This window comes from Cobetia sp. ICG0124, assembly GCF_004006355.1.
In the GTDB taxonomy this organism is placed as follows: domain Bacteria; phylum Pseudomonadota; class Gammaproteobacteria; order Pseudomonadales; family Halomonadaceae; genus Cobetia; species Cobetia marina.
Genome location: NZ_CP024893.1, coordinates 2,475,881 through 2,488,530, shown reverse-complemented (window position 1 = coordinate 2,488,530; position 12,650 = coordinate 2,475,881). Strand labels below are relative to the sequence as shown.

The following is a 12,650-nucleotide window of genomic DNA, read 5'->3' as shown; positions in this document are numbered from 1 at the left end:
TCGGATTGTGCAGGGAGAGCAGGGAATGCTGAATTGGTCATTGTTGTCGGTGTTCGTGCCGACCTTCTTTCTGGTGTCGCTGACACCGGGCATGTGCATGACGCTGGCCATGACCCTGGGGATGACGCAAGGGGTGCGCCGCACCCTGTGGATGATGGTGGGCGAGCTGCTGGGGGTCGGGCTGGTGGCGGTCTCGGCCGTGATCGGGGTCGCGACCATCATGCTGCGCTATCCGCTGGTGTTCTCGGCCTTCAAGCTGGCTGGGGGCGCCTATCTGGTGTGGCTCGGCATCCAGATGTGGCGCTCGCGGGGGCGCCTGGCGCTGGGGGCCGTGGGCGAGGCCAGTGCTGCACCACGCGCCTCGCGGCGGACATTGGCGGCACAGGGCTTCGTCACCGCCATCGCCAATCCCAAGGGCTGGGCGTTCTTCATCGCGCTGCTGCCACCGTTTCTGGACGCGAGCCTGCCGATGACGCCACAGCTGGTGGCGCTGGTGGGCATCATTCTCACGCTCGAATTCAGCTGTCTGATGCTGTATGCCGGTGGCGGCAGTGGACTGGCGCGCTGGCTCGGTCGTGGTTCGCGCGTGCGGCTCATGAACCGGGTCGCGGGGACCCTGATGGTCGGCGTGGGCATCTGGCTCGCCACCGGCTGACCTCGGCATGCCAAGGCGCTGACCGACACCCCCCGAACACACGAAGGCCCGCCAATGGCGGGCCTTCGTGTGTTCGCCGGCGAGTCAATTGCGTCGCAGGGTCTCCAGTGCCGCCGCCGCCACGATGAAACTGCCGCCCACCAGCGTCATCCAGGTGGGGGCCTCGCCGAGAATCAACCAGGCAAGCAGCACCCCATACACCGGCTGCAGACAGCCGATCATGCCGACGGTCTTGGCCCTGAGGCCGCCCAGGGCGAAGGTCATCAGGGCATGGGGGGTGGCCGTGAACACGACGGCCAGTACCAGCATGGCGATGCCTGTTCCCGGGCTTGCGTCCATGATCTCGCCGGAGGCGAACGGCAATGTCAGCACCACCACGCCCAGCGCCTGCAGGCTCATCGACAGCACCGGGTTGAGGTGGCTGAGACGGTAGCGCACCAGCAGATTGCGCGCCGCGAACAGCAGGCCCGAGAACACGCCCCACAACACTCCCGCCAGGCTATCGCCCTGCGCGCTGCTGTCGCCGCCGGGAACCAGCAGCCAGACGCCGATGCACACCAGCCCTGCCGCCGCCAGATCCCCGGCTTTCAGGCGCGTGCCCTCCACCCAGGGTTCCAGCAGCACGATGAAGATGGGATAGGTGAACAGTGCCAGCATGCCGGTGGCCACGGACGAGACCTGCATCGCGTGGAAGTAGCTGACCCAGTGAGCGGCCATCAACGCCGCGGCCACGCCCACCAGCGCCCAGTCGCGGCCGCTCAGGCGCAGCGAGACCTGCCACTTCAGCCGTGCGATCCACAGAAGGAACAGGCCGGCCAGCAGGCTGCGCCAGGTGGTGATGTCGAGCGCCGAGAGTGGCAGGCCCTTCGAGAACAGCGCCGTGCCGCCGAGCAGCGCGATGCCGAGATGAATCGACATGAGCGCCTGGGGCTGGTTGGCAGGGGGAGCGGCAGGACCGGGCATGGGTATCCTCTTGGGCAGAAGGAGGGTTGCTGGACGAAGGCAGGGTAGCTGATGCGCACCAGAGCACACGCCAGCAGTCCCAGACAGGCGCCGCCCAGGATATCGCTCAGATAGTGCACGCCGAGGAAGATGCGAGACAGCCCGATCACGCTACAGGCGATGATGGCGCTCCAGTAGATCCAGCGTCGGCGTGGAGAGGGTTGCCGTTCGGCGATGAAGGCGGCTGCCAGGCCGAATACCGCGACGGCACCGGCCGTGTGGGCACTGGGGAACGACATCGAGCCCTCGAGGAAGGCGGGAGTGTCCGGACGGGGGCGCTGGATCAGATACTTGAGCACGGTATTGGCGCAGGCGATGCCGACCCAGGCGGCGCTCAGATGGATCCATATCGCATGGCGGCGCGTGAGTGCCAGCCACACGAGCCAGGGCGCCACGAGTGCCGCTAGCCCCGTGCCATCGCCGAGCTGCGACAGCCACAGGCTGGCCTGGTGCAGAAGGTTCTCGGGCAGCAGGGTGTGGAGTCTGTCGGCGAGCGAGGCCGCGACGACGTCGATCTGCCAGGGCCCGGGGTGAGCGAGTGCCGCCAGACTCATCGCGGGCACGCTGATGACGGCAAAGACCAGCAGTGCCATCGAGGCCAGCGGGAACTCGCCTTCCGGGTCGGGGTGGCGCAGCTGCCACCACAGGCGACGGCCGGATGCCGAGCGACGCATGCGGCGCGCCAGCCAGTGATAGAGGCGGCCTTCGCGGCCCAGCTGGCGGCGCAGAAAGGAGAAGGCAAAGGCGCAGGCGATCAGGCCGCTGGCCAGGCCGATCAGCAGGCCGTTGGCGCCCGGTGGCAGCGTGAACAGCGATTGCCAGGTCTGGCCCAGCAGGTAGCCCGGCAACAGATAGGCGGGAGACCACGCCAGTGCCGAGAGACCATTGACCATGAAGAAGCGCGAGGCCGGCATGTCCAGCATGCCCGCGACCAGCGGGATGATCGGGCGTACCGGGCCGACGAAACGCCCGAAGGCGATCGACCAGCTGCCGTGACGATGGAAGAAGCGCTGACCGTGTTCGATCCATTCGGGGTGGCGCGAGAAGGGCCAGCGTTGCGGTAACTGATCCCGATGATGGACGCCGAGCCAGAAGCTCACGCCATCGCCGATCACGGCCCCCAGCGCACCGGAAAGCAGCACCAGTGGCAGGGAAAGCTCAAGGTGCCCCGCCAGCGAGGCGCCGGCCGTCAGCATGACCACGCCGGGGACCAGCAGTCCGACGATGGCGAGGGATTCGAGCAGGGAGGTGAAGCCGATGATGACAATCAGCGCCACGGGGTGCTCGCTCAGCGTGGCCATCAGGTGGCCATCAGGGAGGTGGGGTCCAGCCAGTGAGTCAGTGTGGCAAGGGTGTTGCTCATTCATTGAGGTCCATCAGGGTGAGTTGGGCGGCCAGCAGGCGTTGTTCGAGTTTCTGTACCGTGTCGCCCGCCTTGTAGTTGACGAGACGAGCGTGAGCGATGATCGAGCCGGTCTCGGGCTGTGTCGTCGCCGCCAGGGCGGCCGTCAGGCGTTCACGCATGATCAGAGCGCCGGCCTCGCCGGTATTGGGGAGCATCAGCCAGAACGTGGCCTTGTCACTGCGACACAGCAGATCGCCCTGACGCGAGATGCCCTGCATGACATCGCAGGCCGAGGAGAGACACTCGATGCGGCGGTCTTCCCCGAATTGCTCACCGAGCATCTCCAGCTGCGGCAGGTAGATGACCAGGATGCTCAACGGCTGCTCCAGCGCACTGGCGCGTGCGGCCTCGCTGGTCAGCCGCTGCTGGCCGGTGCGCGCATTGTAGGCATTGCACTCGACTTCCTCGCTGGCGGTCATGCGCATGACACCTGACTGCAGGTTGTTGATCACGAAGGGCTGGCTGGCGACCAGCAGCAGGCAGACATAGCGCAGTACCTCGCCGAAGTTGTCATCCGGCTGACCCAGCAGCCATAGCCACAGCGGGGCCAGTACCACGTTCAAGAGCATCGCCGGCGCCAATGGCAGCAGCAGCAGCGTCAGGATGCTCGGCAATCCCAGCCACAGCGACATTCCGATGTGCGCGCTGGGGGCCTCCAGCGCCAGCATCAGATAACCGCCGATCAGCGCCAGATAGGCGGGAAGCGGCTGCTCTTCATCCAGGAGGTGCAGAGCGGTCGCGATCCCCATCAGCAAGGTGGCCAGCACCGGTGTCAGGATGTGGGAGTAGTCCCCGACCAGATAACGCCAGAGCGCGTAGGTGGCCAGCACCAGGGTCGCCAGCAGCATGATCAGGGTCTTGCGATTGGCCAGCCGGCGGCGCTCGCTCCTCGCTGAGGTTGGCGCTCGCCGCCTGCAGGTCGAGATGGTCGGCCTCGGTATCGTTCAGCGGCTGGACCCGCGCCCGCACTGGCATGGCAAGATGCTCCATGAGCTGCCGACGCCGCAGGTTGGCGGCGTGTTCGCTGCGTGCCACCAACAGCAACGCCAGGCAGCCGTCGTCAAGCTGATAGCGTGTCTCATGGGGCAGCGCCGCGCTGTCCAGCGTATTCAGCAGACGGCGACGCGTGAGGCGGGTGGGGGTGGCTGGCTCCAGCAGGATCAGCTCGATGTGGATGCCTTCACGATCTGCCCGGGAAATTTCCCGCGGCAGATCCCGGAGCAGCTGGTATTGTGACCAGATGGCACGATTCGCGTCACGGCGACCGCGCCGCTCCAGCTGACGCCAGACCTCCTGCTGACGCTGCCCGGCGATGGCGCCCAGCGCCATCAAGGTGGCCGTGATGCCGATGCCAAGGCTCAGCCAGTCACTGCCCAGCGGCGTGAGTGCCAGCCAGGTGGTGATCAGCCCGATGATGGCGCAGGCCGGCGCCAGCCACGAGGGGCGCGGATAGAGCAGCAGCACGGCAAACCCCCATAGCCACATCATGTGCTGCTCGGGTGCCAGCAGCACCAGCAGCGCCATGATCACCGCCACGCTGAGCATGGCCGTGGTCCGGAACCAGCCCAGCGTGAAGAGTTCGTGTGCCAGGGAGACCACCAGCAGCAAGGTGCCGCCGATGGCCAGCAGCAGTCCGGTGATGGTCAGGGCGAGGCTGATCTGGCGCGCCGCTTCCAGCAGCAACAGCACAGAGCCGAGCAGACAGATGAACTGACTGACCCGGACTTTGAACTTGATCTCCATGGTGACTTATATTGGCACCTTTCCCGTGGATGACATGAATCCGACCAGACTCCCCGGTCGGATGGACGAATGAGACAAGGCACATGAGCGAGCTGGGCAAGCACGACACCACGGACGTCGTGGCTTACATGAACGGTCTGGGCGGCGATGCCCGCGCAGCGAGCGTGGTGATGCGTCGTGTCGACAGCGGCCTCAAGAACCGGGCGCTGCAGATCATGGCACGACTGATCGACGAGCGCCGCGAGTCGCTGACCGCCGCCAATGCCGATGACCTGACGCGAGCGCGTGACAATGGCCTGTCGGAGGCGATGGTCGACCGCCTCGCCCTCACGCCGGCGCGTATCGACGCCATGATCGAGGGGCTCGAGCAGGTCGCGGCCCTGCCGGACCCGGTCGGTGAGATCGATGGCCTGAAATATCGTCCCAGCGGCATCCAGGTCGGTCACATGCGTGTGCCACTGGGCGTGATCGGCATCATCTTCGAATCACGGCCCAACGTCACCATCGAAGCCGCCAGCCTGTGCCTCAAGTCCGGCAATGCCTGCATCCTGCGTGGTGGTTCCGAAGCGGCGTCCAGCAACCGTGCGCTGGGTGAGATCATCCGCGAGGCGCTGGTGGCGGCCGGGCTGCCGGCGACGGCGGTGCAGGTGGTGGCCACCACGGACCGTGCCGCGGTGGGCCGTCTGATCGCGATGCCCGAGTACGTCGATGTCATCATCCCGCGTGGGGGCAAGAGTCTGGTCGAGCGCATCACCAATGAGGCGCGCGTGCCGGTCATCAAGCATCTCGACGGTATCTGCCACGTCTATATCGACGCCACGGCAGATCTCGACATGGCGGTGAGCATCGCCGAGAACGCCAAGACGCACCGTTACGGTACCTGCAACACCATGGAGACCCTGCTGGTGGATGCGGCTGTCGCGGCCGAGGTGCTGCCGCGCATCGCCGAGCGTCTGGCGGTCCATGAGGTCGAGATTCGTGGCTGTGAACGCACCTGTGACATCCTGTCCGAGGCCATGGCCGCCACGGATCAGGACTGGGATACCGAGTATCTGGCACCGATTCTGGCGATTCGGGTCGTCGAGGGCGTGGAAGCGGCGATGGCGCATATCGAGCGTCACAGCTCCGGACATACCGAAGCCATCATCACCGACAACTATGCGCTGGCGCGCCGGTTCATGGCCGAAGTGGATTCCAGCTCCGTGATGGTCAATGCCTCCACCCGCTTTGCCGATGGCTTCGAATACGGATTGGGTGCCGAGATCGGCATTTCCACCGACAAGCTGCACGCTCGCGGGCCCGTGGGGCTGGAAGGGCTCACCACACGCAAGTATGTCGTGTTCGGCGATGGGCAGATTCGTCAGTGACTGACGAGAAGCCACAGCCCGGTTTCGAGGGCTGTCTCGGGCCGGTCCCCCGGGTGGCGATGCTCGGGGGCACCTTCGACCCGGTACACCACGGGCACCTTCGCAGCGCCATCGAACTGCGTGAGGCGCTGGGCCTGGATCATGTGTTGATGATTCCCTGCCATCAGCCGCCACATCGTGCCGCACCCGGGGTGAGCAGCGAGGAGCGTCTGGCCATGCTGGAGGCTGCGATTGCCGGTGAGCCGGGGCTCAAGGCGGATGCCCGCGAGCTTTTCCGGGATGGGCCGTCCTACAGTGCCGACACCCTGGCGAGCCTGCGCGGCGAATATGGCCCTCAGGCGCGGCTGGTGATGGCCATCGGCCATGATGCCTTTCTCAAGCTTGGCGAATGGCATGCCGCCGAGCGACTGTTCGATGATGCCCATGTCGTGGTGATCGAGCGCCCTGATCATGATGCTCCTCTGCCAGAGGCGTTGAAGGCCTTGATCGAGGGGCGGGAAGTGCAGACGGTGGCCGAGCTGATGGCGCGTCCCGGCGGCCTGTTGCTGCGGTTGTCATTGCCGACCCGCATGGCGATCAGCGCGACCTTCGTGCGCGAGCGGCTCGCGCTGGGGGATAGCGTGCGCTACCTGCTGCCCGAGACGGTCATCCGCCATATCGAGGCCCGGTCGCTTTACTGCCCGCCCTGTGAGTGAGGGTTCGTGACGCGTAGATTGACGATGCCCATAGGCGAGCGCATCACCAACGGGTAGAATGCGCCCCCTGCCGAACAAACTTCCGAGGAATCATGCAGACCGAAGCTCTTAAAAACCTGGTGATCGACGCCCTTGACGACCTCAAGGCCCAGGAAATCAGCGAGATCGATGTCTCCAAGCTGACCAGCGTCACCGATGTCATGGTGATCGCGACGGGGACTTCCAGCCGTCATATCGCCGCTCTGGCCAACAATGTGCAGGTCACGGTGAAAGAAGCCGGCGTCAAGCCGCTGGGTTGCGAAGGCGACAACGGTTCCGACTGGGTGTTGCTGGATCTGGGCGATGTCGTCGTCCACGTCATGCTGGCCGAAACCCGTGCCCTGTATGACCTCGAGCGCCTGTGGAGCGATCTGCCCCGCGAGACGAGCGAAGAGTTCGAACAGCGCAGCTGATTCCGCGAGGGTCAGCGGGCATGCCCGTTGGCCACTGACGACACGGGACAGGACATGAAGATCCGAGTACTGGCGGTCGGGCAGAAGATGCCTGACTGGGTGGAGAAGGGTAGCCGGGAATATCTCAAGCGCATGCCAAGAGACTTTTCCCTCGAATTCATCGAACTGGCGCCCGGAAACCGTGGCAAGAACGCGGACATTGCCCGTGCCATGGCCAGTGAAGGTGATCGGATGCTCGAAAAACTCAAGGGAAATGAACATGTTGTCGCCCTTGATGTCCTAGGGAAGTCGTGGAGCACGGAGCAGCTGGCTCAGCACGCCGATGACTGGCGCCTGGGCGGTCGCGATGTGGCCATCCTGATCGGCGGTCCTGACGGGCTCGATCCACGCCTGCTGGCCCGCGCGGATCAGCGCTGGTCGCTCTCCGCGCTGACCCTGCCGCACCCGCTGGTGCGCATCGTATTGGCGGAGCAGCTCTACCGCGCCTGGACACTGCTGGTCGGGCATCCTTATCACCGTTAAGCGCCTGCCGCTTGCGACAAGACACGAGTTGCGAGACCCGCCATGCGCCAACGCCGGGCGACGATCAAGAATCCCCAACAGGAAGTGCGGATCTTTCGCCTTCGCAGTATCGTGGCCGCCGGCCTGGTGCTGGTGCTGGCCGGTTGCCTGCTGGCACGGCTGGTCTTTCTTCAGGTCGTGGAACACGATATCTATACCACGCGCTCGGACAAGAACCGTGTGCGTGTCGAACCCCTGCCGCCGACGCGCGGCCTGATCTATGACCGCAACGGTCGCCTGCTTGCCGAGAATCGTCCCAATTACAACCTGACCATCGTGCGCGAACGCGCCGGTGATCTGGAGACGACGCTTGAGCGTCTGGTCGAGATTCTCGATCTCCCCCCTGATGAAATCGAAGACTTCAAGGAACGCTCGCGTCAGCGACAGCGCCCCTATCAGCCAGCCCTGTTGATGAGTGAGCTGAGCCAAGAGCAGATCGCGCGTCTGGCGGTCAATCGCTATCGCCTGCCAGGTGTCGAGGTCGAGGCCCAGCTGCTGCGTTACTACCCGGATGCCAAGCCGCTCTCGCATACGCTGGGCTATGTCGGGCGCATCAATCAGGCGGAGCTCAAGACCCTCGACAAGGGCAACTATTCGGGAACGCACTTCATCGGCAAGACCGGGATCGAGCGCTTCTATGAAGAGGCGCTGCATGGTCAGGCCGGGCTGCGCAAGGTGGAAACCAATGCGCGCGGCCGCGTGCTGCGTGAGCTGTCGCGTATCGACCCGCAGCCCGGCAAGGACTTGACGCTGACCATCGACCGTGGCCTGCAGGATCTGGCCTATCGACTGCTCAAGGGGCGCCGTGGGGCGATCGTGGCCATCGAGCCGGAGAGCGGCGAGATCCTCGCCATGGCCTCGGTGCCGGGCTTTGATTCCAACGAGTTCGTCACCGGCATCAGCGTCAAGAGTTACCGTGCGTTGCAGTCCGACATCGACCTGCCGCTGTTCAATCGGGCGATACGGGGACAGTATCCGCCTGCCTCGACGGTCAAGCCCTTCATGTCGCTGGCGGGGCTGGACAATGGTGTCATCACGCCGCAGACCACCTTCTTCGACCCGGGGTATTTCCAGCTGCCCAATGACAGCCACAAGTATCGCAACTGGCTGCGCTGGGGGCATGGACGGGTCAACATGCGGCGCGGTATCGCCGTCTCCAATGACACCTACTTCTACAATGTCGCCTATCGACTGGGCATCGATCGCATCAGCGAGTACATGCACAAGTTCGGGTTCGGTGAGCAGACCGCGCTGGACGTGCAGGGTGCCTTGCCGGGGTTGATGCCGTCCAAGGAATGGAAGCGCAATCGCTACGACAAGCCCTGGTATCCCGGCGAGACCATCTCCATCGGGATCGGCCAGGGCTACTGGTTGACGACGCCCCTGCAGCTCGCCTCCGCCGAGGCGGTGCTGGCCAATCGTGGCCGGCATGTGACGCCTCATCTGGCCAAGCGCATCGGCGATGAGACGGTGCTGTTGCCGCGCAGCGAAGAGAAGCCTGACGTGGTGGTTGAGAATCCGGCCTGGTGGGACGAGGTCATCGGCGCGCTTGAGGACGTGGTCAATGGCCGCGAGGGCACGGCGCGCAAGTACGTCGGTCCCGGGCTCAAGTATCGCATGGCCGGCAAGTCCGGTACGGCGCAGGTCTTCACCCTGGGGCAGGACCAGAAGTACAACGGTCACGAGCTGGCGGAACGTCTGCGCGACCATGCCCTGTTTGCGGCGTTCGCGCCGGTCGAGAATCCCGAGATCGCCGTGTCCGTGGTGGTGGAGAACGGTCAGGGCGGAAGCTCGGTGGCCGGCCCCATGGCACGTGCCATCACGGATTACTGGTTGTTGCCGCGCATTGATCCTGTCGCCCGTGATGCCGCCCTGACGCTGGCGGCGGCCCTGGAAGAGACGGCGGCGCAGGCCGAGCAGAGCGAAACCCCTGCAGGAGTCAATGATGCCGACTGATTATCAGCGCTCGATGCGCAGCGTGGGAGGCGAGCTCAATCGCCGGCGTCGCACCAGTCTGTGGGAGCGGATCCATCTGGACCCCTGGCTGCTGCTGTTGCTGCTGATCGTGCTGGGGTGCGGTCTGATCGTGCTCTACAGCGCCAGCGGTCAGGATATCGATTTCACGCTGCGCCAGGCGTCACGTCAGGCGTTGGCGCTGGGGGTCATGATCGGCCTGGCGCAGCTCTCTCCGAGCACGCTGTACCGCTGGGCACCTGTCGCCTACGGCGGCGGTTTCCTGATGCTGGTGGCGGTGGAGGTACTGGGGGATGTCGGCATGGGGGCCCAGCGCTGGCTGGTGATTCCCGGCGTCGTGCGCTTCCAGCCGTCGGAGCTCATGAAGCTGGCGATGCCGATGATGGTCGCCTGCTGGCTGGGGCAGCGGCCGCTGCCGCCACGCTGGCGCGATCTGGTCATCTGTGGGGTGATCATCGTCACGCCGGTGCTGCTGATCGCCCGGCAGCCGGATCTGGGAACCTCGCTGCTGGTCGCGGCGGCCGGGGTCTTCGTCATCCTGCTGGCGGGACTCTCCTGGAAACTGATCGCCTTCTTCGGGGCGTTGATCGCCTCGGCGCTGCCGCTTCTGTGGATGGTGATGCATGACTATCAACGCCGGCGTGTGCTGACCTTCCTGAATCCGGAGTCCGACCCGCTGGGAGCCGGCTGGAACATCATCCAGTCCAAGACCGCCATCGGCTCCGGAGGCTTGCTGGGCAAGGGCTATACCCTGGGGACCCAATCGCAGCTGGAATTTCTGCCTGAGCGGCATACCGACTTCATCGTCGCGGTGATCGGGGAGGAACTCGGGCTGCTGGGCATGAGTTTCTTCCTCGCCCTCTACGTGTTGATCGTGCTGCGCGGGCTGGTGATGGCCAACCATGGTCAGGACAGCTTCGCGCGCCTGACAGGGGGAGCCATCATCCTGACCTTCTTCGTCTATGTGTTCGTCAACATCGGCATGGTGTCAGGCATTCTCCCGGTGGTGGGCGTTCCGCTGCCGCTGGTCAGTTATGGTGGGACCTCCAGCGTGACCTTGCTGGCGGGCTTCGGTATTCTCATGAGCATTCATACCCACCGGCGCCTGCTGTCGCGTTGACGCGGCCTTTGCAGCTACCGGATGGCAAGGACATTCGCGGGCCGACGCCCGCAGACAGGCAAGGAGAGAGTCGATGACGGTGATTAACGCACGTGGGCGGCGTCTGAAGCACTGGGGCGCAGCCCTGATGATCGCGCCGTTGCTGGGCATGTCAGGGGCGGCCATGGCGGCGCCGGATGGCTTTGCTCCCGCAACTCACCCGGAGACGGCCAAGCTGGTGGATGAGCTGGTGGCCAAGGGGCTGGATCGCGCTCGCGTGACCGAGCTGATGAATCAGGCCGATTACAGCCAGAAAGTGCTGGATGCCATGTCGCGCCCGGCGGAAGGGCACCTGCGCTGGGACCAGTACCGCGCCATCTTCATGAAGGAATCTCGCATCGAGGCCGGCGTGAAGTTCATCGCCGAGCATCGCGAGACCTTCGATCGCGCCCAGGCCGAATATGGCGTGCCGCCGGAAGTCATCGCCGCCATCATTGGCGTCGAGACCTTCTTCGGCAAGCACACCGGCACCCACCGCGTGATCGACTCACTCTCCACGCTGGCCTTCGATCATCCGCGTCGTGGCAAGTTCTTCCGTGGTGAGCTGTCCGCCTTCCTGCAGCTGACGTTGGAGCAGGGCATCGACCCGCTCTCCATCAAGGGATCCTATGCCGGTGCGATGGGCTACCCACAGTTCATCCCTACCAGCTATCAGGCCTATGCCGTCGATTTCGATGGCGATGGCGTGCGGGACCTGTGGCACAACCCCGTCGATGCCATCGGCAGTGTCGGCAACTATTTCGCCCGTCACGGCTGGAAGGCCGGTGCACCGGTCGTCAGCGCAGCCGATGGCCCCGGTACTCCGCCGTCTTCCGTCACCTTCAACAAGACCAAGAAACCCTACATGAGCGTCTCGGCACTTGAGGCGGCAGGGGTCGAGGTCGCGGGTGGCGTGGCAGGCAATACCCAGATCATCCCGCTGGCGCTGGACCTCAAGCAGGGGTATCGCTACGCCGTGGGCTATGACAACTTCTACGTCATCACTCGCTACAACCACAGCCATCTGTATGCGATGGCCGTGAATGAGCTGTCCCAGGCGATCAAGCGCCGTCTCGAGGATGGGGGTGCCGGATGAGCTGGTCACGCGCGCTGCCGTTGACGTTGGCGCTTGCCCTGCTGGCCGGTTGTGCCAGCAGTGGTGGCACCACGGTCAGCGACGGTGCTTCGCCGAGCACGGGCAAGAAGGCGGGCAAGAATGGGCGTTACGAGATGGATTCGGATGCCTATCCCGACGACGCGCCGGACGTCTCCGCGGTGCCGGATGCCGTGCCGAAGCCCGAGCCCTATACGCGCAGCGGCAACCGCAGCGAGTATGAGGTGTGGGGCAAGACCTATCATGTGATGGATGACCCGCGCGGCTACGTGGCGGAAGGTACCGCCTCCTGGTATGGCAAGAAGTTCCATGGCTACGCCACCGCCAGCGGCGAGATCTATGACATGTACACCATGACGGCGGCCCACAAGTCGCTGCCGCTGCCGACCTACGCGCGAATCACCAATCTGGACAACGGCAAGCAGGTCATCGTCAAGGTCAACGATCGTGGGCCCTTCCATGATGATCGCCTGATTGACCTGTCCTACAGTGCGGCGTGGCGTCTCGACATGCTTGGCCATGGTACCGGTCATGTGCGCGTCGA

General features: G+C 64.8%; 12 protein-coding genes and 1 pseudogene. 9 read left to right on the top strand and 4 right to left on the bottom strand.

Annotated elements, in window-relative coordinates:
• Nucleotides 1–25 precede the first annotated feature (25 nt).
• Entirely contained in the window at nt 26–655 is a 630-nt protein-coding gene (locus CU110_RS11675) for a LysE family translocator (RefSeq protein WP_077371890.1), read from the top strand.
• A gap of 84 nt (nt 656–739) precedes the next feature.
• Here the strand turns inward: CU110_RS11675 and CU110_RS11670 are convergent, their stop codons facing one another.
• From CU110_RS11670 to CU110_RS17195, 4 genes are all read right to left on the bottom strand, one after another.
• Complete coding sequence (locus tag CU110_RS11670; RefSeq protein WP_240665572.1) at nt 740–1,516, bottom strand: DMT family transporter; 777 nt, start codon at nt 1,514–1,516, stop codon at nt 740–742.
• Nucleotides 1,438–2,958: a bifunctional DedA family/phosphatase PAP2 family protein gene (locus CU110_RS11665; protein WP_164850362.1), complete on the bottom strand. Its 1,521-nt coding sequence runs from the start codon at nt 2,956–2,958 to the stop codon at nt 1,438–1,440. The genes CU110_RS11670 and CU110_RS11665 overlap by 79 nt, the downstream gene beginning before the upstream one ends.
• 58 nt (nt 2,959–3,016) lie before the next feature.
• Nucleotides 3,017–3,481, bottom strand: a complete 465-nt coding sequence (locus tag CU110_RS17200) for a diguanylate cyclase (RefSeq protein ID WP_240665571.1) — start codon at nt 3,479–3,481, stop codon at nt 3,017–3,019.
• A 295-nt stretch (nt 3,482–3,776) separates the two neighbouring features.
• On the bottom strand, nt 3,777–4,805 hold the full coding sequence (locus CU110_RS17195) for a hypothetical protein (RefSeq protein ID WP_240665370.1): 1,029 nt from the start codon (nt 4,803–4,805) through the stop codon (nt 3,777–3,779).
• A gap of 83 nt (nt 4,806–4,888) precedes the next feature.
• Here CU110_RS17195 and CU110_RS11655 point away from each other — a divergent pair, with 83 nt between their 5' ends.
• The 8 genes and pseudogenes from CU110_RS11655 to CU110_RS18040 form a co-directional block, all read left to right on the top strand.
• Nucleotides 4,889–6,172 (top strand): glutamate-5-semialdehyde dehydrogenase, encoded by a 1,284-nt coding sequence (locus tag CU110_RS11655; protein ID WP_084209162.1) that lies wholly within the window; start codon nt 4,889–4,891, stop codon nt 6,170–6,172.
• A 59-nt stretch (nt 6,173–6,231) separates the two neighbouring features.
• Entirely contained in the window at nt 6,232–6,867 is a 636-nt protein-coding gene (gene nadD / locus CU110_RS11650) for a nicotinate-nucleotide adenylyltransferase (protein WP_077371905.1), read from the top strand.
• 92 nt (nt 6,868–6,959) lie between these two features.
• Nucleotides 6,960–7,319 (top strand): ribosome silencing factor, encoded by a 360-nt coding sequence (gene rsfS, locus CU110_RS11645; RefSeq protein ID WP_077371908.1) that lies wholly within the window; start codon nt 6,960–6,962, stop codon nt 7,317–7,319.
• Nucleotides 7,320–7,373: 54 nt separating this feature from the next.
• Nucleotides 7,374–7,841, top strand: coding sequence for a 23S rRNA (pseudouridine(1915)-N(3))-methyltransferase RlmH (gene rlmH, locus CU110_RS11640; protein ID WP_077371912.1), 468 nt, complete (start codon nt 7,374–7,376; stop codon nt 7,839–7,841).
• A gap of 42 nt (nt 7,842–7,883) precedes the next feature.
• Nucleotides 7,884–9,836, top strand: coding sequence for a penicillin-binding protein 2 (gene mrdA, locus CU110_RS11635; protein WP_084209161.1), 1,953 nt, complete (start codon nt 7,884–7,886; stop codon nt 9,834–9,836).
• On the top strand, nt 9,826–10,974 hold the full coding sequence (rodA, locus tag CU110_RS11630) for a rod shape-determining protein RodA (protein ID WP_077371918.1): 1,149 nt from the start codon (nt 9,826–9,828) through the stop codon (nt 10,972–10,974). The genes mrdA and rodA overlap by 11 nt, the downstream gene beginning before the upstream one ends.
• 73 nt (nt 10,975–11,047) lie before the next feature.
• On the top strand, nt 11,048–12,088 hold the full coding sequence (gene mltB, locus CU110_RS11625) for a lytic murein transglycosylase B (protein WP_077371920.1): 1,041 nt from the start codon (nt 11,048–11,050) through the stop codon (nt 12,086–12,088).
• Nucleotides 12,085–12,609: pseudogene (locus CU110_RS18040) on the top strand (septal ring lytic transglycosylase RlpA family protein); the annotation flags it as partial. The gene mltB and the pseudogene CU110_RS18040, both read left to right, overlap by 4 nt.
• Nucleotides 12,610–12,650: the final 41 nt, after the last annotated feature.

Excerpts from the sequence above, each read along its gene's own strand:
- CU110_RS11675 (WP_077371890.1), top strand. The coding sequence starts at position 26 with ATGCTGAATTGGTCATTGTTGTCGGTGTTCGTGCCGACCTTCTTTCTG.
- CU110_RS11665 (WP_164850362.1), bottom strand. The coding sequence starts at position 2,958 with ATGGCCACGCTGAGCGAGCACCCCGTGGCGCTGATTGTCATCATCGGC.
- CU110_RS17200 (WP_240665571.1), bottom strand. The coding sequence starts at position 3,481 with ATGACCGCCAGCGAGGAAGTCGAGTGCAATGCCTACAATGCGCGCACC.
- CU110_RS17195 (WP_240665370.1), bottom strand. The coding sequence starts at position 4,805 with ATGGAGATCAAGTTCAAAGTCCGGGTCAGTCAGTTCATCTGTCTGCTC.
- CU110_RS11655 (WP_084209162.1), top strand. The coding sequence starts at position 4,889 with ATGAGCGAGCTGGGCAAGCACGACACCACGGACGTCGTGGCTTACATG.
- nadD (WP_077371905.1), top strand. The coding sequence starts at position 6,232 with ATGCTCGGGGGCACCTTCGACCCGGTACACCACGGGCACCTTCGCAGC.
- rsfS (WP_077371908.1), top strand. The coding sequence starts at position 6,960 with ATGCAGACCGAAGCTCTTAAAAACCTGGTGATCGACGCCCTTGACGAC.
- rlmH (WP_077371912.1), top strand. The coding sequence starts at position 7,374 with ATGAAGATCCGAGTACTGGCGGTCGGGCAGAAGATGCCTGACTGGGTG.
- mrdA (WP_084209161.1), top strand. The coding sequence starts at position 7,884 with ATGCGCCAACGCCGGGCGACGATCAAGAATCCCCAACAGGAAGTGCGG.
- rodA (WP_077371918.1), top strand. The coding sequence starts at position 9,826 with ATGCCGACTGATTATCAGCGCTCGATGCGCAGCGTGGGAGGCGAGCTC.
- mltB (WP_077371920.1), top strand. The coding sequence starts at position 11,048 with ATGACGGTGATTAACGCACGTGGGCGGCGTCTGAAGCACTGGGGCGCA.